The 19,182-nt window shown below is 71.5% G+C and carries 22 protein-coding genes; 11 read left to right on the top strand and 11 right to left on the bottom strand.

Features of this window, described 5'->3' with window-relative positions; all coding sequences use genetic code 11:
- Nucleotides 1-113: 113 nt before the first annotated feature.
- Genes OHS57_RS25380 through OHS57_RS25370 form a run of 3 tightly spaced genes read right to left on the bottom strand, consistent with a single transcriptional unit; the run spans nucleotide 114 to nucleotide 2,611 of the window.
- The gene (locus OHS57_RS25380; protein WP_328583444.1) at nucleotides 114-212 is read right to left on the bottom strand and encodes an Ms4533A family Cys-rich leader peptide; all 99 of its coding nucleotides are present in this window, start codon (nucleotides 210-212) and stop codon (nucleotides 114-116) included.
- 57 nt (nucleotides 213-269) lie between these two features.
- Nucleotides 270-1,625, bottom strand: coding sequence for a DUF3152 domain-containing protein (locus OHS57_RS25375; RefSeq protein ID WP_328583443.1), 1,356 nt, complete (start codon nucleotides 1,623-1,625; stop codon nucleotides 270-272).
- Nucleotides 1,626-1,633: 8 nt separating this feature from the next.
- Complete coding sequence (locus OHS57_RS25370; RefSeq protein WP_328583442.1) at nucleotides 1,634-2,611, bottom strand: alpha/beta fold hydrolase; 978 nt, start codon at nucleotides 2,609-2,611, stop codon at nucleotides 1,634-1,636.
- 119 nt (nucleotides 2,612-2,730) lie between these two features.
- Here OHS57_RS25370 and OHS57_RS25365 point away from each other — a divergent pair, with 119 nt between their 5' ends.
- The 4 genes from OHS57_RS25365 (at nucleotide 2,731) to OHS57_RS25350 (ending at nucleotide 4,570) form a co-directional block, all read left to right on the top strand.
- Entirely contained in the window at nucleotides 2,731-2,913 is a 183-nt protein-coding gene (locus tag OHS57_RS25365) for a hypothetical protein (protein ID WP_041984740.1), read from the top strand.
- 141 nt (nucleotides 2,914-3,054) lie between these two features.
- Nucleotides 3,055-3,708: a TetR/AcrR family transcriptional regulator gene (locus tag OHS57_RS25360; RefSeq protein ID WP_041984742.1), complete on the top strand. Its 654-nt coding sequence runs from the start codon at nucleotides 3,055-3,057 to the stop codon at nucleotides 3,706-3,708.
- Nucleotides 3,709-3,849: 141 nt separating this feature from the next.
- A complete protein-coding gene (locus OHS57_RS25355) occupies nucleotides 3,850-4,077 on the top strand; it encodes a DUF3107 domain-containing protein (protein WP_041984746.1) in 228 nt (75 codons plus the stop codon).
- Between the two features lie 223 nt (nucleotides 4,078-4,300).
- Nucleotides 4,301-4,570 (top strand): hypothetical protein, encoded by a 270-nt coding sequence (locus OHS57_RS25350; protein WP_041984750.1) that lies wholly within the window; start codon nucleotides 4,301-4,303, stop codon nucleotides 4,568-4,570.
- 86 nt (nucleotides 4,571-4,656) lie between these two features.
- On the opposite strand, the gene OHS57_RS25345 is transcribed toward OHS57_RS25350, so the two are convergent.
- Nucleotides 4,657-5,403 (bottom strand): ferritin-like fold-containing protein, encoded by a 747-nt coding sequence (locus tag OHS57_RS25345; RefSeq protein ID WP_041984752.1) that lies wholly within the window; start codon nucleotides 5,401-5,403, stop codon nucleotides 4,657-4,659.
- Nucleotides 5,404-5,871: 468 nt separating this feature from the next.
- Here OHS57_RS25345 and OHS57_RS25340 point away from each other — a divergent pair, with 468 nt between their 5' ends.
- The gene (locus OHS57_RS25340) at nucleotides 5,872-7,833 is read left to right on the top strand and encodes a DEAD/DEAH box helicase (RefSeq protein WP_328583441.1); all 1,962 of its coding nucleotides are present in this window, start codon (nucleotides 5,872-5,874) and stop codon (nucleotides 7,831-7,833) included.
- A 107-nt stretch (nucleotides 7,834-7,940) separates the two neighbouring features.
- A complete protein-coding gene (locus OHS57_RS25335; RefSeq protein ID WP_328583440.1) occupies nucleotides 7,941-8,789 on the top strand; it encodes an alpha/beta fold hydrolase in 849 nt (282 codons plus the stop codon).
- A gap of 23 nt (nucleotides 8,790-8,812) precedes the next feature.
- Here the strand turns inward: OHS57_RS25335 and OHS57_RS25330 are convergent, their stop codons facing one another.
- Nucleotides 8,813-9,724 (bottom strand): NYN domain-containing protein, encoded by a 912-nt coding sequence (locus tag OHS57_RS25330; RefSeq protein WP_328583439.1) that lies wholly within the window; start codon nucleotides 9,722-9,724, stop codon nucleotides 8,813-8,815.
- A gap of 176 nt (nucleotides 9,725-9,900) precedes the next feature.
- Between OHS57_RS25330 and OHS57_RS25325 the strand changes: the two genes are divergently transcribed.
- Complete coding sequence (locus tag OHS57_RS25325; protein ID WP_328583438.1) at nucleotides 9,901-10,053, top strand: hypothetical protein; 153 nt, start codon at nucleotides 9,901-9,903, stop codon at nucleotides 10,051-10,053.
- A gap of 92 nt (nucleotides 10,054-10,145) precedes the next feature.
- On the opposite strand, the gene OHS57_RS25320 is transcribed toward OHS57_RS25325, so the two are convergent.
- The 5 genes from OHS57_RS25320 to OHS57_RS25300 all read right to left on the bottom strand — a co-directional run bounded on the left by OHS57_RS25320 (nucleotide 10,146) and on the right by OHS57_RS25300 (nucleotide 14,091).
- A complete protein-coding gene (locus OHS57_RS25320) occupies nucleotides 10,146-10,790 on the bottom strand; it encodes a dihydrofolate reductase family protein (protein WP_328583437.1) in 645 nt (214 codons plus the stop codon).
- A gap of 101 nt (nucleotides 10,791-10,891) precedes the next feature.
- Nucleotides 10,892-11,497: a MarC family protein gene (locus OHS57_RS25315; protein ID WP_328583436.1), complete on the bottom strand. Its 606-nt coding sequence runs from the start codon at nucleotides 11,495-11,497 to the stop codon at nucleotides 10,892-10,894.
- A gap of 125 nt (nucleotides 11,498-11,622) precedes the next feature.
- The gene (locus tag OHS57_RS25310; RefSeq protein ID WP_328583435.1) at nucleotides 11,623-12,483 is read right to left on the bottom strand and encodes a PHP domain-containing protein; all 861 of its coding nucleotides are present in this window, start codon (nucleotides 12,481-12,483) and stop codon (nucleotides 11,623-11,625) included.
- A gap of 291 nt (nucleotides 12,484-12,774) precedes the next feature.
- The gene (locus OHS57_RS25305; protein WP_041984772.1) at nucleotides 12,775-13,413 is read right to left on the bottom strand and encodes a DUF6758 family protein; all 639 of its coding nucleotides are present in this window, start codon (nucleotides 13,411-13,413) and stop codon (nucleotides 12,775-12,777) included.
- 33 nt (nucleotides 13,414-13,446) lie between these two features.
- Nucleotides 13,447-14,091 (bottom strand): suppressor of fused domain protein, encoded by a 645-nt coding sequence (locus OHS57_RS25300; RefSeq protein ID WP_041984776.1) that lies wholly within the window; start codon nucleotides 14,089-14,091, stop codon nucleotides 13,447-13,449.
- Between the two features lie 442 nt (nucleotides 14,092-14,533).
- On the opposite strand from OHS57_RS25300, the gene OHS57_RS25295 reads away from it, so the two are divergent.
- Both OHS57_RS25295 and OHS57_RS25290 read left to right on the top strand, forming a co-directional pair.
- Nucleotides 14,534-15,664 carry a magnesium and cobalt transport protein CorA gene (locus tag OHS57_RS25295; protein ID WP_041984779.1) on the top strand — a complete coding sequence of 377 codons (1,131 nt, stop codon included), beginning with the start codon at nucleotides 14,534-14,536 and terminating at the stop codon, nucleotides 15,662-15,664.
- An 82-nt stretch (nucleotides 15,665-15,746) separates the two neighbouring features.
- Nucleotides 15,747-16,268: a hypothetical protein gene (locus tag OHS57_RS25290; protein ID WP_041984784.1), complete on the top strand. Its 522-nt coding sequence runs from the start codon at nucleotides 15,747-15,749 to the stop codon at nucleotides 16,266-16,268.
- Between the two features lie 51 nt (nucleotides 16,269-16,319).
- On the opposite strand, the gene OHS57_RS25285 is transcribed toward OHS57_RS25290, so the two are convergent.
- The gene (locus OHS57_RS25285) at nucleotides 16,320-17,117 is read right to left on the bottom strand and encodes a hypothetical protein (RefSeq protein ID WP_328583434.1); all 798 of its coding nucleotides are present in this window, start codon (nucleotides 17,115-17,117) and stop codon (nucleotides 16,320-16,322) included.
- A gap of 190 nt (nucleotides 17,118-17,307) precedes the next feature.
- Between OHS57_RS25285 and OHS57_RS25280 the strand changes: the two genes are divergently transcribed.
- Nucleotides 17,308-18,585: a magnesium transporter MgtE N-terminal domain-containing protein gene (locus OHS57_RS25280; protein ID WP_041984786.1), complete on the top strand. Its 1,278-nt coding sequence runs from the start codon at nucleotides 17,308-17,310 to the stop codon at nucleotides 18,583-18,585.
- Entirely contained in the window at nucleotides 18,575-19,174 is a 600-nt protein-coding gene (locus tag OHS57_RS25275) for a DUF1003 domain-containing protein (protein WP_443042963.1), read from the top strand. Before OHS57_RS25280 ends, OHS57_RS25275 begins: the two co-directional genes overlap by 11 nt.
- The last annotated feature ends 8 nt before the right edge of the window (nucleotides 19,175-19,182 follow it).

Raw genomic sequence — 19,182 nt, 5'->3', positions numbered from 1 at the left:
GAACAGCGGATGACTGCGGGGGGTGGGGCCGGTTGGAACGGGCCCGCACACGCGGCGAGAGGCCAGGCAGGGGTACTGACGGGACGCGACGCCGGCGCGCGCGGAGGCGGGCGTCAGCGACAGAGGATGTCGGCCACGCACAGCGGCGTCACACCGATGAGCGTCAGCTCAATGGCGATGTGACCGCAGAAGCTTGCGTGGCGGGACGGCATGCCGAGAAATATGGAGGACCCGACCCCCTCTGTCAAAGGGCGGCCGGGTCCGTGATGTCAGCCTTTGGGGAAGACCCAGGGGTTCGGACGGCACGTGATCCCGTCGATATCAAGGGACTTAGTCTGCTGTTGCATGACAGGCGCCAGGGCCCCCGGCGTGCGGCATGTCACATGGCTGTGGCCGAGCCGGTGGCCGACCTCGTGGTTGATCAGCATCTGCCGGTACGGGTACATCGCGGCGGCGCCGAAGGTCTTCGAGCCCTGTGCCCAGCGGAACGCGTTGATCATGACCCGGTCGGTGCTGGCCGAGTCGCAGGACACGTTGTCCTCGGTGGTGTCCAGACCCGACTTGGCACACCAGACGGCGGTGGTGCCGGGGCTGGCCAGGGTGATCACGAAGTCGGGTCTGCCGGTGGAGATCCGCTCGAAGGTCTTGGCCCCGTCATGGGCCCAACTCCGGTCGTCGTTCAGGGTCTTCTGCACGGCGTCGGCGAAGAGCGCGCCGTCGAGACCGAGGCCGTTCTCGATGTCCACGCGGTAGCGGAACTTCTCCCCCTTGCCGGGGGCCTTCACCGCGCCGGAGACGGGGGTGAAGCGGCCGGACGCCTTGAGCTTCGGCGAGAGCGGGAACTGCTCGGCCATGAGCTGGGTGTACGTCGGGGCCGCCGGCGGGGCCTTCACCGGGCGCGGCGGCGGCACCGTCTGCGTACCGGCCCTGGCGGCGATGTCGCCCGCACCGTCGGCCTTGGCCGTGGGCTGCTTGCCGCCGTCGGCGACCTGGCCCGCCACGACGATCGCGAGGACGGTGGTGACCGCGGCGGCGGCGATACCGGTGAAGGTGCGCCCCTTGCCGCCCTTCGCCGGCTGCGCCTCGTCGGAGGCGCCGGGGCCCGGCGATGCGGGCTCGTCGGGCCCCGCCGGGTCGGGGGCCGGGTCCGGGTCAGGGGCATCGCCCGGTGCTTCGTCCTTCGTACCGGCGGCAGTTGGGCCAGGACTCCGGCCGACGGGCGGCGCGTCGAAAGCGTCGAAGGTGTCGAACGCGTCGACGAACTCCCGTCGTGGGCCCGGGATCATCGGCGCGCCGGTGACCGGATTGGTCAACCGCCCTGCCCCCGCCCGCCCCGCGGTCGCCCCGGGACGCGCCGCCGCGCCCTGCCAGTCGCCGTAGCGCTGCCCCGAACCCCAACCGCCGCCGGGCTCACGCTGTTCGGGATGGCCGCCGCGCACCTGCGGCGCGCCGTGACCGACGGCGGTGTGCTGACCGGGACCGAACGGGTCGAAAGGAGTGCTCGGTTCCAACGGGCCGGCGGGGCGCTCGCGCCGGTCGCCGCCGGTGGCCGAACCGGCCGCCGTGCCCGGCGTACCGCTCTGCGGGCCCGGGGAAACCGGGCCCTTGCGGCTGTGTCGTCCCACGCCCCGGATCAGCCCCTGACGTCGTCGGTCGAAGTGTCGGTCGAAGTGATGAGGTCCCGGAAGGCTTTGGCGACCAGGTCCGGGTATTCCATCATGGCGACATGTCCGGCGTCCGGAAGTGTCAGGAGCCGGGAATCGCGGAACGAACGCGACGCCTTGCGGGCCATGCGGTACGACACGAGCTGGTCGCGCCCGCCGTAGATGAGCAGGGTCGGTGCGAGCACCCGCTCCGCCTGACGCCACAGCGCGTGCTGGCCACCCAGCGTGTACGCGTTGACGATGCCGCGCGCCGAGCGGGTCATCGCGTCCCAGAAGTACGGGAGTTGGAGCCGGCGCTCCATCTCGGCCACCGCGTGGTCGAGGTCTTCGTCCGACACCGAAGCGGGATCGCCGTAACACAACGCCATCACACCGCGGGTGCGCTGCTCGGCCGTCCACTCACGGGTCATCCGGACGAACAGCGAGGCGACACCGGGCAGCGCCAGCAGCCCGGTCGGCACCGCGCTGCGCTGCACCCGGAGCTCGGGCAGGGCGGGCGACACCAGCGTCAGGGTGCGTACGAGATCGGGGCGCGCCGCGGCGACCCTGGTGACGACGGCGCCGCCGAGCGAGTTGCCGACGAGATGCACCGGGCCCCGCCCCGAGGCGTCCAACAGCCGGGCCACGGCGCGGGCGAGACCGGACACGGAGTAGTTGCCGTCGTCGGGCGGCGGGGAGTCGCCGAAGCCGGGCAGGTCGACGGCCTCGCCGTCCACCACGCCGGCCAGCAGCGGCATCAGCGCCGACCAGTTCTGCGACGAGCCGCCGAGGCCGTGCACGAAGAGCGCGGGCGGCAGGCCGGCCCGGGTCGCCGGTCTCGCCCGGACGGTCAGTGTCAGTCCGGGCAGCGCCACGGACCTCAGCTTCTCCCCGTCCGCGACACGGACGGCGGCGACGCGCGGAGCCACGGTGGCGGCGAGAGTTTCCGGCAGGTCGGTCGAAGGCATGCGGCAATGTTACGAGACCGTCACGCCCCGGTCTGCGTGTTCGCCGTCACAGACCATATGGCGCCGCACCCGCCCCGCTCCTACGCTCGTAGGTGAGGCAACGAGGAGAGAAGGCTGGTATGCCGGTCGACCCCGCAGAGCCCGACGAGGACAGGACCGAATCCGACGAGCCCGACGAGAGCGGAGAACCGGACGAGACCGAAGCGGCCGAGGCGGCCGTCGACAGCGACATCGAGGTGCCGGAGGCGGACGCGGTCGAGCAGGCCCGTACGGTCCCGACCGACGAGGACGAGTACCGCTGATCGGATTTCGTCGGCATTGGCCGTCTTTGGCCGTCCGGTCCGTGAAATTCTGCGTCCGCACGGCCCGCCGCCGGGTTACCCAAAAGTACGATGGGTGGCGCGGCGCACCGCGCGCGGAGATCGACTTTTTTGGGAGGCGGCGTGACAGCCATAGAGCAGACCGAGGCGGCACGCCCACGGGGGACGCGGCTGCCGCGTCGCGCCAGGCGCAACCAGCTGCTGGGCGCGGCTCAGGAAGTGTTCGTCGCGCAGGGCTACCACGCGGCGGCGATGGACGACATCGCCGACCGGGCGGGCGTCAGCAAGCCGGTCCTGTACCAGCACTTCCCCGGCAAGCTTGAGCTGTACCTGGCCCTCCTCGACCAGCACTGCGAGGCGCTGCTCCAGGCGGTCCGTACGGCACTGGCGTCGACGACCGACAACAAGCTGCGCGTCGAGGCGACGATGGACGCCTACTTCGCCTACGTCGAGGACGAGGGCGGCGCCTTCCGGCTGGTCTTCGAGTCGGACCTGACGAACGAGCCCGCGGTGCGCGAGCGCGTCGACCGCGTGGCGCTCCAGTGCGCCGAGGCGATCAGCGACGTCATCGCCTCCGACACCGCGCTGTCCAAGGAAGAGTCCATGCTGCTGGCCGTCGGCCTCGGCGGCGTGTCCCAGGTGGTCGCCCGCTACTGGCTGTCGAGCGAGTCCGCCATCCCCAGGGAGCGGGCCGTCGAGCTCCTCACCTCACTGGCCTGGCGCGGTATCGCCGGCTTCCCGCTGCACGGCAGCGAGCAGCACCCCGACAAGCCTTAGACCGCGTCCGGATCGTGCCGGGCGGCGCGTGTTCGCTGCCGGCGTTCCCCGTGGCGTCCTGTGCGCGGTCCCGCCGGGCTAATGTGTGCTGCGTACCGCGCGGCTGGCCGCGCACCTGTGACCGTTCGGAGGGACATAGCCGTGGAGGTCAAGATCGGCGTGCAGCACGCACCCCGGGAGATCGTTCTGGAGAGCGGGCAGTCCGCCGAAGAGGTTGAGCGCGCCGTGGCCGACGCGCTGGCCGGCAAGGCGCAGCTGCTCAGTCTCACGGACGAGAAGGGCCGCAGGGTCCTCGTACCGGCCGACCGGGTCGCGTACGTGGAGATCGGTGAGCCGACGACACGACGGGTCGGATTCGGCACGCTGTAGTACCCGGCTCCTTGGGCCGGTCCGGCCGACCTCGGTCGTGACGGACATTCGGGCGAAGGCCCGGCGGGACCTCCCGCCGGGCCTTCGCGCTGTTTCGGCGGGATCATTGCGCTGTCACGGGAGGGTTGCGTTCCGCGCACGCCGGGTAATGACGGCGTGACACACAAGACCGTCGACGCCGTGCCGACCGCACGCCACCCCCGATGACGCGAGGTGATCAGCAGTGGTCCTGGAAACCCTCGGATCCGTCCTGCTCGGGCTGGTCCTGTCGCTGGCAGCCGCCGGGCTGCTCGCCCACCGGCTGCCCGCCCGCAGGACCGTGCTGGGCGCGGGTCCGCTCGGCGCCCTGTTCGGCGCTTTCGTGACGCACATGGCGCTCGGCCCCGGCCACGCGCTGGCGACGCTGCTGGGCGCCGCCATCGTCGGTGCCGTACTCATCTCGCTGCTGCTGCGCCCCTCGGCGCGTACCCTGCGCCGCGCCATGCCGTCCTGAACGCCTGACGCCGTAACCGCCGTACCCCGGACCCGCCGTGTGACGGCGGGTCCGTTGTCGTTGTCGCCGTCGCCGTCGCCGGACCGTCAGGCGGCGAGGCCCAGCGCCGCCATCCGCTTGGTGTGTGCCTCGGTGATCCGCGAGAACATCCGGCCCACCTCGGCCAGGTCGAACCCGTCGGCCACCCCGCCCACCAGCATCGTGGACAGCGCGTCCCGGTCCGCCACGACCCGCTGCGCCTGCGACAGCGCCTCGCCCATCAGCCGCCGCGCCCACAGCGCGAGCCGGCCGCCGACGCGCGGCTCCGCCTCGATCGCCGCGCGCACCTTCTCGACGGCGAAGTTGCCGTGCCCTGTGTCGTCCAGCACAGCGAGCACCAGCGCGCGGGTGTCCGTGTCGAGCCGGGCGGCCACCTCACGGTAGAAGTCACTGGCGATGGAATCGCCGACATATGCCTTGACCAGCCCTTCCAGCCAGTCCGAAGGCGCGGTCTGCCGGTGGAATTCGTCGAGTGCCTTGGCGAAGGGCTCCATCGCGCTCGTGGGTTCCACGTCGATCTCGCTGAGCCGTTCGTTGAGCTGCTCGAAGTGGTGGAATTCCGCGGCGGCCATTTTCGCGAGGGCGGCCTTGTCGGGCAGGGTCGGCGCGAGTTTGGCGTCCTCGGCGAGCCGCTCGAAGGCCGCGAGCTCGCCGTAGGCCAGCGCTCCCAGCAGATCCACGACGGCCGCGTGGTACTGCGGCTCCGAGGAAGCTGTGGCCCAGTCCTGGGCGGCGATCCCGGTGGGTGTTACGGCGGTGGATTCGGGTGCGGTGGCGTTGTCGGGCGTCTCCATGGAGCGCACAATAGCCCGGCCGGCGCCCCTCGTAAGGGGCCGTCCGAACACGCCCCGCACACTGGCCCGTCGAATTCCACCAACACAGATGCGCGATTCCGGGGTACAGTGGTAATGCGCCTGCCGAGTATCCGGCGGGCGATCGCAGTGTTTAGCAGTATTGACAGTGTGAGGATGCCCGGTCGGTGGCCCGATCGGCTCCGCCCCGACCGCCCTCCGCGTGGACCGTGCGCACAGCTGCGTACGACCTGCAGATGAGGGGCCCCCTCAGCGGCACGAGCGCTCGAGCGACGGCAGTGGTCCCGCGCCATCCGGCCAACCCACGGCCGGCCGAGTACCCAGGTGCGGTACGACCCCCATCGTTCGCCTCGGGTCGCGTCTCACAGAAGAGGCAGCACCCTGACTACGACTTTCCGAGAGCTCGGAATCCTCCCCGAGACGGCCGAAGCACTAGAGGCCGTCGGCATCATGTCCGCCTTCCCGATCCAAGAGATGACCCTGCCGGTCGCGCTGTCCGGCAAGGATGTCATCGGGCAGGCCAAGACCGGCACGGGCAAGACCCTCGGTTTCGGCATCCCCCTGCTCGAATGCGTCACCGTCCCCGCGGACGTCGAGGCCGGCCGCGCCGTGCCCGAGAAGCTGACGAACGCGCCGCAGGCGCTCGTCGTCGTACCGACCCGCGAGCTGTGCCAGCAGGTCACCAACGACCTGCTGACCGCCGGCAAGGTCCGCAATGTGCGGGTCCTCGCCATCTACGGCGGCCGGGCGTACGAGCCGCAGGTCGAAGCGCTGAAGAAGGGCGTCGACGTGATCGTCGGCACCCCCGGCCGGCTGCTCGACCTGGCGGGCCAGCGCAAGCTCGACCTCTCGCACGTGCGCTCGCTCGTGCTCGACGAGGCCGACGAGATGCTCGACCTGGGCTTCCTGCCCGACGTCGAGCGGATCATCCAGCTGCTGCCGGCCAAGCGCCAGACGATGCTCTTCTCCGCGACGATGCCGGGCGCCGTGATCGGTCTCGCCCGCCGCTACATGTCGCAGCCCACCCACATCAGCGCCACGTCGCCCGACGACGCCGGCGCGACCGTGGCCAACACCACACAGCGCGTCTACCGCGCCCACTCCATGGACAAGCCGGAGATGGTCGCGCGCATCCTCCAGGCCGAAGGCCGTGGCCTCGCCATGATCTTCTGCCGTACGAAGCGCACGGCCGCCGACATCGCCGACCAGCTCGCCCAGCGCGGCTTCGCCTCCGGCGCCGTCCACGGCGACCTGGGCCAGGGCGCCAGGGAGCAGGCGCTGCGCGCCTTCCGCAACGGCAAGGTGGACGTGCTGGTCTGCACGGACGTCGCCGCCCGTGGCATCGACGTCGAAGGCGTGACACACGTCATCAACTACCAGTCGCCGGAGGAGGAGAAGACCTACCTCCACCGCATCGGCCGCACCGGCCGCGCGGGCGCCTCGGGTATCGCCGTCACGCTGGTCGACTGGGACGACATCCCGCGCTGGCAGCTGATCAACAAGGCGCTGGACCTGGGCTTCCCCGACCCGCCCGAGACGTACTCGACCTCGGCGCACCTCTTCGAGGAGCTGAACATCCCGGCCGGCACGCGGGGCATCCTGCCGCGTACCGACCGGACCCGCGCCGGGCTCTCCGCCGAGCAGGTCGAGGACCTGGGCGAGACGGGCGGCCGTGGCCGCAAGTCCGCCGCGACGGCCACCCCGGTACGGGAGGAGCGCCCGGCCCGTACGCGCACACCGCGTCAGCGCCGCCGCACCCGTGGCGGAGCGGCGGCCGAGTCGGCCGCCGTGACCGCCGTGGCTCCTGTCACGCCGGTCGCACCGGTCGCCGTGACCGAGCCGGCCGACGAGCCGCAGTTCCAGCAGGCGCCCCTGCCGGCTGTCGAGCCCGCCGAGCCGCGCACGCCGCGTCGGCGCCGGCGTACCCGCGCGAGCGCCGTCGAGACCGTGGCCGCCCCTGAGACGGCGACGGCCGAGCCCGTCATCGCCGAGCCGGCAGCGGAGGCGGAGGAGGCCGCGGTCAAGCCGCGCCGCCGCCGTACCCGCGCGGCGAAGCCCGCGGCGGACGCCGTGGAGACGGCGGTGACGACCGAGGCACCGGCCGAGGCGCCCGTCGCCGAGGCACCGGCGGTGGAGACCAAGCCCCGCCGCCGCACCCGCGTCGCCAAGCAGTCGGCCGAGTCGGCCGTGGCCGCCAAGGCGGTGCCCACCGAGGCACCGGCCGAAGCGCCGGTCGCCGAGGAGAAGCCCCGCCGCCGCACCCGCGCCAAGAAGGCCGTGGCTGTCGAGACGGCCGAGTCCGTCCCGGCGCCCGCCGCCGCTCCGGAGGCCGGGGCCGAAACCGCCCCGACCGCGCCGAAGCAGCGCCGCCGCCGTGCCAGTACGGCAGCGGCGACGACAACCGAGAGCTGACCCGCGTCGGCTCACCGCACCGCCCGACGGCCCGGCCCCCTGCGAGGGGTGCCGGGCCGTCGGTGTGCGGCGGGGGCCGTTCGCGGCGGGCGCGCTAGCCTCATGCCATGAGCCGGCCGCCGACCTTCGTCCTGCCCCCCTGCGCACGCGCCCGCACCCTGACCACCGCCAGGGGCGACTTCGCCGCCCTGGAAGCAGCCCCGGAAGGGCCGCCGCGCGGAACCGTCCTCCTGCTGCCCGGCTTCACCGGCAGCAAGGAGGACTTCACGACGATGCTGGAGCCGCTCACCCGCGCCGGCTACCGCGCGTTCGCCGTCGACGGCCGGGGGCAGTACGAGACGCCGGGACCCGACACGGAAGAGGCGTACGCGCAGGACGAGCTGGCCGCCGACGTCCTCGCGCAGACCGCGGCGATCGGCGCCCCGGTGCATCTGGTGGGCCACTCCATGGGCGGCCAGGTCGCCCGCGTCGCCGCACTGGCCGACCGGGGCGCGTTCCGCTCCCTGACGCTGATGTGCTCGGGCCCCGCGCAGATCTCCCCGTCGCAGCAGCAGCGGGTGAAGCTCCTCCAGGACGTGCTGCCCGTCATGACGATGGCGGAGGTCTGGGACGCCTTCCAGACGATGGAGCCGCCGGAGGAGGTCACGGCGCAGGACGGCGCGCTGATGCGGGAGCGCTGGCTGCGCAACAATCCGCTCCAGCTCGCCGTCACCAGCCGCCAGCTCGCGACCGAACCGGACCGGGTGGCCGAACTGGCCGCGCTGCGGCCGCCGTTGCCCATGTACGTACTGTCCGGCGAACGCGACGACACCTGGCCGGTGCCGCTCCTGGACGAGATGGCCCACCGGCTGCGGGCGCGCAGGACGGTGATCGAGGGTGCGGAGCACTCCCCCAACACGGACAGACCGCTGGAGACGACGGCGGCACTGACGGACTTCTGGGACCTGTACGGCTGAGGCGGCCGGGTTTCGTCCGACGGTCAGTACTGCGACTGAAGATGCTGCCAGAACCCGTCCCGCAGGGCCCTGCGCAGCATGGAGTGGCCTCGCAGGGACCGCTGGAGCAGCCTCTCCGCCTCGATCAGCAGGTCCTGGTCCACCGGGCCCGGCAGGTACGGCAGCCCCGGCAGCAGCTCGCCCATCGCCTCCCGTCCCCGCTCGACCAGCCAGGTGGCCGCGATCTGCGCGCCGACGAACCGGACCTGGTCGCGTGAGGGCGGCGGGTCGCCCTCGTGCTCGTACGTGGTGACCGGCCGCCGGGAGACGTACGGCTTGCAGAATTCGAGGTCGAAGGTGCGCTGGCTGTCGACCTCCCAGAGCAGCGGCTCGGCCTGGTTGCGCCCGTCGGCCGCCTCGATGCCCCACAGATGCACCCGCGCCCCGTAGCCCTGCGCGGCCTCGACGGCCGACACCAGGTCCTCGTCGCCGCCGACCAGCGCGGCGTCGCTGATGGCGCGGTGCCGGGCGAGCGATTCGAGATCCGTACGGATCAGCGAGTCGACGCCCTTCTGCTGGTTGTTGGCGTTGAGATTGCCGAGCCGCACCTTGACGTCGGGCAGCTCGGCGATGGACTGCTGCTCCGGGGTGTGGATACGGCGCCTGGCGCCGTCGTACCAGTAGACGCGCAGCAGCCTGCTGTCCGCGAAGATGATCCTGGCCTTGTCGATGAACGCCTCGATGAGCCCTTCGGCGTCAAGATCGAACGACCGCCGGTCCTCGGTACCCGTTACAAGCAACCCGGCCGCAGCATAGACGTAACCGGCGTCGACGAAGATGGCATGCGTGGACGGAGTCTTCGCGACCTCGGCGAGCATCCTCTGGAGCAGTGCGTTGGTGCGCTCCAGCCGGGCGCCGATGTCGCTGGTCTCTGGATCGATCTCTGCCTCACTCATACGCCGTTCATTCTCCGTGGACGACATCGTACCCGCCAGTAGTTAGCCGTCCGAAAAATTTCCTTAGCGTAGGGAATGTTTGCAGAGGGCAAGCCGTTGTGCAGTATGAAACCAACGACGGACATGTGCCGTCACCAGTAGTTCTCCAGCAGGAGGATCAGACGAAGGGAGAAGCCTTGCGCTTCGAAATCACGCGCCTCGACGACGTCGACGGTTCGCCCGTGGACAGCACCGTTGTAGACGCCGCCTCCGTCAATCGGATCGTGCAGCAGGCCGCAGCGATGGGCCAGCGCATCTACATCCGACCGGCCGAGCAGTCGGCCTCGTAACTCTCACGCACTTCGTCAGTACCCGGCGCCCCCGTACACGAATCACCCGTACGGGGGCGCAGCGCTGTCCGCGCCCGGCCGGTGCGGGCGGATTACTTGCGCCAGAAGAGGTGGTGGGTCACTCCGCTCGGGCTGGGGACGACGTCCAGGTGGAAGCGGTCGAGCAGGTCGTCAGGGGACTCCCAGAGGCGTACTCCTGTGCCGAGCTTCAGCGGGGAGACCGCGACGTGCAGGGTGTCGACCAGGTCGGCGTCGAGGAACTGGCGGATGGTGGTGGCGCCGCCGCCCAGTCGGACGTCCTTGCCCTGCGCCGCCTCCTTGGCCTGTTCGAGGACCGTGGCCGGGTCGCCGGCGACGAAGTGGAACGTGGTGTCGGACAGCGTGAGCGAGGGGCGCTCGTGGTGGGTCAGGACGAAGACCGGGGTGCGGAACGGGGGCTCGTCGCCCCACCAGCCCTGCCACTCGTGGTCCTGCCAGGGCCCGCGCAGGGGCCCGAACTTGTTGCGGCCCATGATCTCGGCGCCGATGTTGCGGGGATAGTCCCGCGTGAGGTAGTCGTCCAGGCCCCGGCTGCCCCCGGGGTCGGTGCGCATGGGCCAGCTCGCCGTGGCACCGGCCCAGGCGAACAGCTTCCCGGGATCGACATGACCGAACGGCCTCTCCAGGGTCTGGTCCTCACCGGCGCCGATACCGTCGCTCGATACGTTGAAATTCTGGACTCTCAGCAGCTGAGCCATGTGCTCCTCCTGTGGTCGACAACGGTGGTGAGACCGGCCGGGCCGGCGAAACTCATCGTCGCGCCCGTTCGCGGCGCAGCGCGATGTGGACCACTCTCTCGTCAGCTCGTGCGGATCACCTGGGTGATGCCGTTGATGATCTGCTGCACCGCGATGGCCGACAGCATCATGCCCGCGAGTCTCGTCACCAGGACCACGCCGCCTTCCTTGATGACCCGGATGATCAGCAGCGAGTAGCGCATGGTCAGCCACAGCACCAGGTGCATGGCGACGATCGCCGCCCAGACGGAGACCTGGGCCGAGGCGCCGTTCGCGTGTTGTACGGCCAGGATGACGGAGACGATGGCGCCGGGACCCGCGAGCAGGGGCATGCCGAGCGGGACGAGGGCGACGTTCACGTCCTTCGTCTGCTTGGGCTCGTCGGTCTTGCCGGTCAGCAGGTCCAGCGCGATCAGCAGCAGGAGCAGACCGCCGGCGATCATCAGGGCCGGGATGGAGACGTGCAGGTAGTCCAGGATCTGCTGGCCCAGGATGCCGAAGACGGTGATCACCCCGAAGGCGACGGCCGCCGCCTGCCAGGCCATGGCGCGCTGGATCTTGCCCGGCCGGCCCGAGGTCAGGGCGAGGAAGATCGGCGTGATGCCGGGGGGGTCCATGATCACGAAGAGGGTGAGGAAGAGGGAGCCGAACACGGCGAAGTCGAACACGGGGTGGCCTTGCGAGAGTGGGGGCGAGAAGTACGGGAGGCGCGGGGGCGCGCGGGACAGCGGCCGGCCGCCGTGCGTAGGTACGTGCGCACGGGAAGGCGGCGGTACGTGGGTGGCTGCGAGCGTTACGCGGGTCCGCCCGCGCCCGGTACCGGGAAGGCGCCCGTGGCGCGGCGGGTGATCTCGCCGTACACCTCCGGGTCGGTGGTGCACGCGCCGAGCTCCACGAACTTCCGGCTGCCGTGGTAGTCGCTCGACCCGGTGGGCAGCAGGCCCAGCTCGGCGGCGAGCCCCCGGAGCCTGGCCCGGGTCGGCTCGTCGTGGTCCATGTGGTCGACCTCGATGCCGTCGAGCCCCGCGGCGGCGAGGCGCGCGACGGCCTCTTCCGGCACGACGGCCCCGCGTTTGACGGCCTGCGGGTGCGCGAAGACGGTGACGCCCCCGGCGGCCTTGACGAGCCGGACCGCGTCGAACGGATCGAGTTCGTGCTTCCCCGCGTACGCCCGGCCGCCGTCCGCGATCCACTCCGGTGTGAAGGCGTCGGAGACGGTCTCGACGACGCCCAGCTCGACCAGGGCGGTCGCGATGTGCGGCCGGCCGAGGGACGCGTCACCCGCGATGCGGGCCACCTGCTCCCAGGTGATCGGGACGCCCAGCTCCTGGAGCCTGCCGACCATGACCTTGGCCCGCGGCACCCGGTCGTCCCGTACCAGCTCGCGCTCACGGAGCAGTTCGGGTTCGGCGGGGTCGAAGAGGTACGCGAGCATGTGCAGCCCGACGCCGTCGATACGGCACGACAGCTCGGCACCGGTGACCAGCGTGAGCCCGGCGGGAAGCGCGGCGATCGCCGCCGCGTGCCCCCGGGTGGTGTCGTGATCGGTCAGCGCCACCACGTCGAGCCCGCTCGCCGCGGCGTTGCGCACCAGCTCGGCGGGGGTGTCCGTACCGTCGGAAGCCCGGGAGTGGGTGTGCAGGTCGATACGCACGCGCGTGACTCCACTGGGCTCGAAGGGGCAGAAGGGGAACGCTCAGCAGGATAACGGCCCGCGCGGACCGTCGAGAACGCGGCAGGTCAGGTGGGTCCCGACGCCCCGGCAGGGCAGCACGGTCAGCGCGCATGCGCGCCGTCGGTGGGGCCGGGTCGGCGGCTGGTACGGCCCGACGGCCCGGCAGGGCAGCGCGGGTGCGGCACCCGTCGGCCTCCGGCCCAGGGGCCGCGTAGCGGGACAGCGGGGCCGGACGCCCAGCCGTGCGGCTCGATCGTTCGGCCGCCGCCCCTACGACAGCAGCCTCGGCGACAGCGCCCCGCACGGGAGCAGTTCCACCTCCGCGCCCGCGTCCCGCAAGTCCGTCAGGACCAGTTCGTCGTACATCAGCAGTCCCGACTCGCCCGGCCAGACCACCGCCCACAGCCACAGTCCCAGCGCCTCGCCCGCGAAGACGGCGCGGTCCTCGGGGGCGGCCCGGACGTGCCACAGCGGGGTGGGGCGGCCCGCTGCCAGGAGTTTTGTGTGCGGGGGGAGGTCGACGCGGATGCTGGGGCCGGGGTCGGGGCCCTCGATTCCCGCGTAGCGGGCGCCCAGGCCCACCCCGATCTCCTCAGCGATCAGCAACAGTTCGCCGACGCCGCCCAGCGGAGCGGGGCCCGAGCAGGCCACGGCCGTCGCCCGGCCGCCGCTGCGGTCGTCGCCCGCGTACGAGACTCCGGTGAACAGCCAGCCCACGGGCAGCGGCCACGGCATCCACACGGGGACCTGCGCCCGGTTCACCACCACGCCCAGCGCCTCGACACTCGGCGGTATCACGGGCTGCATCGGGTGCACGGTGCCGTGGGTGTCGCATGTCCAGGTGTCGGCGAACAGACCGGGCGCCCTGACCCGGCCACCGCACTTCGGGCAACTGGGTTCACCCCTCATAGCGCCCCACGGTCCTCCCCGGCCGACGCCGCGTCAAGGACGATCACCGGCCTCGGATTCTCCGAGCGGAACCGCCCCGCGCAACGGGTCGCGCAGGTCCGTTCCGTGGGACAGCCAGCGCTCCTGAAGCTCCTCGGCGCCCTTGGCGCGCTTCCACGCCGCCTCGTTGGGTGTCATCGGCAGCAGCGGCAGGAACCGTACGGGATCCAGCGGCGCCGGCAGCTCCAGATCCTCGACGAGACCGCCCGGCTCGCCGACCAGCACCGAGGTGAACGGGGCCTGCGGCCACAGCGGGGCGCCGAGGTCCAGCGACGCCCCCGGGGCCACGACAACCCCCTCGACCTGCGGCGAAGCGGCCAGCACAGCGAGCGGGCGCAGCACCTGGTCGGTGTCGGCGCGCCCGGCCCGCACCGACAGGATCAGCTCGGCCCGCGGGCCCCGCTCCGGGTCGGCGAGCACCGCCGCGGGGTCGGCCATCGGCTGGGCCGACATGCCGAGCGTGGCGTACCGCACCACGGGGCCGCCGTCCCGTACGCCGGGGACACCGACGCCGGAAACATCCGTGAATCTCAGGACCTCGATGCGCTCCGTGCCCAGAAACGTCACTGCGGCGCGCGCGTCCGGCTCGCCGAGCGCCGCGCGCAGCCGCGCCTCGACCAGAGCAAGAATTTCTGCCATCCCGGGAGCATAGATCGCGTATGGATGGGGCAAGAGGCAAGATTGGGCTCGGGTGGGCTGATAGTCTGGGCCGCCGGTCGGGACAGTACGCAGCAGCGTCGCTCTCCTTGTCCCGACGACACGTCATCCCCTACGGGGGACAGACCGGAGGAGGTGGGGCTGCGGTGGATCGAAGTCACCCGGCCAGTACCAGCCGCTCTTCCGCTTTTTTCGCCGCTCTGTGATCTGAGGCCCCCGCCCGCACAGGCTCGCGGTGTACGTCACACGCCGGAAGAGCGCTTTGTATCAGCCTCTGTTTTCCGCCTGTCTGTAGCGAACGCCGTTACCGCGAACTCGCGGTGCCGCCCGCTTTGCGGACGTACGTACGCCTGCGTACGCGTCACGTCCTCGTTCCGGGCTGTGCCACGCCCTCGCCGACGGCCTCTCCGTGAAGGAGCCCGCCATGTCGATGATTCGTGACCTGCGCGCAGCGGTCCGCCCGTCCCTGCGCAAGAACAGTGCCTCCTACGGCAAGTACGACACGTACGACGCGACCCGCGATCCCTCGGCTTCGAGCGCCGTCGTCGACTGCGCGGTTTACCGCGAGGGCCGGCGGCTCACCGCCGATCCGTGCGTCACGCCGCACGAGGCGATGCTGCGGGTACGCGAGGGCGGCGAGGGCGGCTTCGCCTGGATCGGGCTGCACGAGCCGACCGAGGAGGAGTTCGCCGGGATCGCCGCGGAGTTCGGACTGCACCCGCTGGCCGTCGAGGACGCGGTGCACGCGCACCAGCGGCCGAAGCTGGAGCGGTACGACGACACCCTGTTCACCGTCTTCAAGACCATCCACTACGTGGAGCACACGGAGCTGACGGCGACCAGCGAGATCGTCGAGACCGGCGAGGTCATGTGCTTCACCGGGCGGGACTTCGTCATCACCGTCCGGCACGGCGGCAAGGGCTCGCTGCGCAATCTGCGCCACCGCCTCGAAGAGGACAGCGAACTGCTCGCCAAGGGCCCGTCGGCCGTGCTGCACTCCATCGCCGACCATGTCGTGGACGGCTACATCGCGGTGGCTGGCGCCGTGCAGGACGACATCGACGAGGTGGAGATCGAGGTCTTCTCCGCCCCGGCGAAGGGCAGCCCGCGCGGCTCGGACGCCGGGCGCATCTACCAGCTCAAGCGCGAGGTGCTGGAGTTCAAGCGGGCCGTCTCCCCGCTGCTGCGGCCGATGCAGCTGCTCAGCGAGCGGCCGATGCGGCTGGTCGACCCCGACATCCAGAAGTACTTCCGTGACGTCGCCGACCACCTCGCCCGGGTGCACGAGCAGGTCATCGGCTTCGACGAACTGCTGAACTCGATCCTCCAGGCCAACCTGGCGCAGGCGACGGTCGCGCAGAACGAGGACATGCGCAAGATCACGTCCTGGGCCGCCATCATCGCCGTCCCAACGGCCGTGTGCGGGATCTACGGCATGAACTTCGACCACATGCCCGAGCTGCACTGGAAGTACGGCTACCCGATGGTGCTCGCCGCGATCATCGCGGCCTGTCTGGCGATCCACCACTCGCTGAAGCGCAACGGCTGGCTCTGACCCCCACCGGTGGTGACCCCTGCCGGTAGCTGACCCGACAGGCTCCGGCCGTCGCGTCAGCTACCGGTGTCACACTGTGCGCATGACAGAACCGCTGCTCGGCCAGGCGCTCGTCGAGGAGGCCGGCAAGAAGTCGGGCCTCGTCTGGGTCCGTGGCTCAGGACCCGACCGCGCGCTGTGGCACGTCTGGCACGAAGGGGCCGTCCTGCTCGTCGGCGACGGCCCCGGGGAACAGCCGCTGCCGGGGCTCACCGACGGCGGCGCCGCCGAGGTGACCGTACGCAGCAAGGACAAGGGCGGCCGGCTCGTCGCCTGGACGGCGGCCGTCACGGAACTGGCGCCGCACTCCGACGGCTGGGAAACGGCCGTCGCCGAACTCAAGGGCAAGCGGCTGAACGCCCCGGACGGCGAGCAGATGACGGAGCGTTGGGCGCGCGAGTGCCGCGTGCTGCGGCTGGAGCCGCGTGAGGTGAGCCCGGAGCTGCCCACCGGCTCGCTGGCCGCCACGCCGCTGCCGACCCCCGCCACGACGCGGGAGCCGGTCCCCGCGTCCCTCGGCCGCCTGCTGCTCAAGCGCAAGCGCAAGGGCACGCCCGCGAGTTGATGCCGCGAGGCGCGGTGCCGGCCCACGCGCGGCCGGCGAGATCCGAACGACCTAGTCCTTGGCGCGCGGCAGTTTGCTGCCGTAGTCGACCGTCTGGCCCTTGGCCGGTGCCTCCAGCGTGAAGTCCCTGCCCCACTCCGACAGCGTCAGCGTGCCCGCGCCGCCCGCGCGTTCCAGTTGCAGCGGGTACGGGGTGCCTTCGAGGGACACGTCCAGCGAGCCGCCCTTGCCCTCGGCCGCGCTGACCTCGATCGCGCGTACGCCGCCGATCTTGTCCCGATCGCCCTTCGCCAGCTCGCCGTTGAGCGTGAGCAGCCCGTCGAGCAGGACGTTCATGTCCGTGAAGCCGCGCAGCTGCTTGTACGCGGGGTCGTCCTCCGGGACCTTCACATACTTGTCGTCGAGCTTGTGCGCCGCCTCGGAGTCCGTGTCGCCGGACGGGGCGCCGCCCTTGGCGCCCGCCGTGCCCCGGCTCCAGAACCCGGCGTCGGCCTTGAGGAACAGCGCGTCCTCGACCCGCAGCAGCTCGAAGGTGCTGTTCTTCGAGGTGACCGAGCCCGAGCCGCCGGTCTTCTTGAGCCGCATGTTGAGCTTGTAGGTCTCCCCCTGCGTGACCAGCGCGCCGGCCAGCCGGACCGCGCTCGCGCTCTCGACCGCCGCCTGCGCCTTGTGCTCGATCTGAGTGGCCGACAGTCTGCCGACACCGTTCGTGCCGGCGTCCGGATCCTCTCCGCCGCACGCCGTCACGGCCGTCGCGAGGCCCGCGCACAACGCCACGGGCAGCACACCCCTGCGGACAGCCCTGCGGGCGGTCCTGCGGGCGCGGTCGGACAATGGGAGAGCAGTCACGAACACATGCCTCTCATGCACGGGTGGGGGTGGCCAGACCGCAGCGTACCCGGGCCGTCGGCGCCGCTCGACGCGGAGTCTTGACGGGGGATGTGCGAGGGCGCGACGAAGCGGTACGAGCTAGCCTGAACCCGTTCTCCCACCGGGAAGAACGGCATGAAGAGGCTTCGGGAACGAGGAGGCGCGCGGTATGGCGGCAGGCGCCCCCAGGATCTTCGTCTCGCATCTCGCCGGCGTGGCGGTCTTCGACCCCAACGGCGATCAGGTGGGCCGGGTCCGCGACCTGGTGGCGATGTTGCGGATCGGCAACCGGCCGCCCCGGCTGCTCGGCCTGGTGGTCGAGGTGCTGAGCAGGCGACGGATCTTTCTGCCCATGACCCGGGTCACCGGTGTCGAGTCGGGCCAGGTCATCACGACGGGCGTGGTCAACGTACGGCGCTTCGAACAGCGCCCCACCGAGCGGCTGGTGCTCGGCGAACTCCTCGACCGCCGGGTGCGGCTCGTGGAGAACGACGAGGAGGTGACCGTGCTCGACGTCGCCATCCAGCAGCTGCCCGCCCGGCGTGACTGGGAGATCGGCAAGGTCTTCGTCCGCAGGGGCAGGAAGGGCGGCGCGCTGCGGCGGCGCGGGGACACCGTCACCGTCGACTGGTCCGCCGTCACCGGCTTCTCGCTGGAGGAGGACGGGCAGGGCGCCGAGAACCTGGTCGCGACCTTCGAGCGGCTGCGCCCGGTCGAACTCGCCAACGTGCTGCACCATCTGACACCCAAACGGCGGGCCGAGGTCGCGGCGGCCCTGGACGACGACCGGCTCGCCGACGTCCTGGAGGAGCTGCCCGAGGACGACCAGGTGGAGATCCTGGGCAAGCTCAAGGAGGAGCGCGCGGCCGACGTGCTGGAGGCGATGGACCCGGACGACGCCGCCGACCTGCTCTCCGAGCTGCCGGAGGACGAGAAGGAGCGGCTGCTGACGCTGATGCAGCCGCACGACGCCGCCGATGTGCGCCGGCTGATGTCGTACGAGGAGCGGACGGCCGGCGGTCTGATGACGACCGAGCCGATCATCCTGCGCCCCGACGCGACGGTGGCGGACGCGCTGGCGCGGGTACGCCAGCAGGACCTGTCCCCCGCGCTCGCCGCGCAGGTGTACGTGTGCAGGCCGCCCGACGACACCCCGACGGGCAAGTACCTGGGCACGGTCCACTTCCAGCGGCTGCTGCGCGACCCGCCGTTCACGCTCGTCAGCTCGATCGTGGACAGCGACCTGCCGCCGCTGGCCCCCGACACCCCGCTGCCCGCGATCACCAGCCACCTCGCCGCGTACAACATGGTCTCGGCGCCCGTCGTGGACGCCGGCGGCTCGCTGCTCGGCGCCGTCACCGTCGACGACGTACTGGACCACCTGCTGCCCGACGACTGGCGGGAGACCGGCTTCCGCGGCCTGGAGGGGGTGGCCCGTGGCGAATGAGCGGCTGGACAAGGACGCGGGCAGGGAGCGCGCGAAGAGCGGCGGCGGTCCGCGGATCCGGCTGGACCAGCCACGGCCGCAGCGCCGCAGGCTGCTGCCCGACTACGACCCGGAGGCGTTCGGGCGGCTCTCCGAACGGGTCGCCCGCTTCCTCGGCACGGGCCGGTTCATCGTATGGATGACGCTGATCATCATCCTGTGGGTGATCTGGAACATCGCGGCGCCCCGGGGACTGCGCTTCGACCAGTACCCGTTCATCTTCCTGACGCTGGCGCTGTCCCTCCAGGCGTCCTACGCGGCTCCGCTGATCCTGCTCGCGCAGAACAGGCAGGACGACAGGGACAGGGTCACCCAGGAGCAGGAGCGCAAGCAGAACGAGCGCTCCATCTCCGACACCGAATATCTGACCCGGGAGATCGCGGCACTGCGGATGGGGCTCGGCGAGGTCGCCACCCGCGACTGGATCCGCTCCGAGCTGCAGGACATGGTGCGGGACATGAACGAGGAGCGCCCGTCCCGGCGCCCGCCGCAGCCGCCGCCCCGACCAGGTCAGGACCCTGGTCACGGACGTGAGGAAGCAGACCGCTGACGGCTTTC

It is taken from the genome of Streptomyces sp. NBC_00370 (assembly GCF_036084755.1).
Lineage (GTDB): Bacteria > Actinomycetota > Actinomycetes > Streptomycetales > Streptomycetaceae > Streptomyces.
The sequence above is the reverse complement of the archived record's forward strand: the minus strand, read 5'-3'. Positions and strand labels throughout refer to the sequence as shown.

Excerpts from the sequence above, each read along its gene's own strand:
- OHS57_RS25320 (WP_328583437.1), bottom strand. The coding sequence starts at position 10,790 with ATGGCTCAGCTGCTGAGAGTCCAGAATTTCAACGTATCGAGCGACGGT.
- OHS57_RS25330 (WP_328583439.1), bottom strand. The coding sequence starts at position 9,724 with ATGAGTGAGGCAGAGATCGATCCAGAGACCAGCGACATCGGCGCCCGG.
- OHS57_RS25340 (WP_328583441.1), top strand. The coding sequence starts at position 5,872 with ATGTCCGCCTTCCCGATCCAAGAGATGACCCTGCCGGTCGCGCTGTCC.
- OHS57_RS25380 (WP_328583444.1), bottom strand. The coding sequence starts at position 212 with ATGCCGTCCCGCCACGCAAGCTTCTGCGGTCACATCGCCATTGAGCTG.
- OHS57_RS25345 (WP_041984752.1), bottom strand. The coding sequence starts at position 5,403 with ATGGAGACGCCCGACAACGCCACCGCACCCGAATCCACCGCCGTAACA.
- OHS57_RS25295 (WP_041984779.1), top strand. The coding sequence starts at position 14,534 with ATGTCGATGATTCGTGACCTGCGCGCAGCGGTCCGCCCGTCCCTGCGC.
- OHS57_RS25280 (WP_041984786.1), top strand. The coding sequence starts at position 17,308 with ATGGCGGCAGGCGCCCCCAGGATCTTCGTCTCGCATCTCGCCGGCGTG.
- OHS57_RS25335 (WP_328583440.1), top strand. The coding sequence starts at position 7,941 with ATGAGCCGGCCGCCGACCTTCGTCCTGCCCCCCTGCGCACGCGCCCGC.
- OHS57_RS25305 (WP_041984772.1), bottom strand. The coding sequence starts at position 13,413 with ATGAGGGGTGAACCCAGTTGCCCGAAGTGCGGTGGCCGGGTCAGGGCG.
- OHS57_RS25365 (WP_041984740.1), top strand. The coding sequence starts at position 2,731 with ATGCCGGTCGACCCCGCAGAGCCCGACGAGGACAGGACCGAATCCGAC.
- OHS57_RS25370 (WP_328583442.1), bottom strand. The coding sequence starts at position 2,611 with ATGCCTTCGACCGACCTGCCGGAAACTCTCGCCGCCACCGTGGCTCCG.
- OHS57_RS25290 (WP_041984784.1), top strand. The coding sequence starts at position 15,747 with ATGACAGAACCGCTGCTCGGCCAGGCGCTCGTCGAGGAGGCCGGCAAG.
- OHS57_RS25300 (WP_041984776.1), bottom strand. The coding sequence starts at position 14,091 with ATGGCAGAAATTCTTGCTCTGGTCGAGGCGCGGCTGCGCGCGGCGCTC.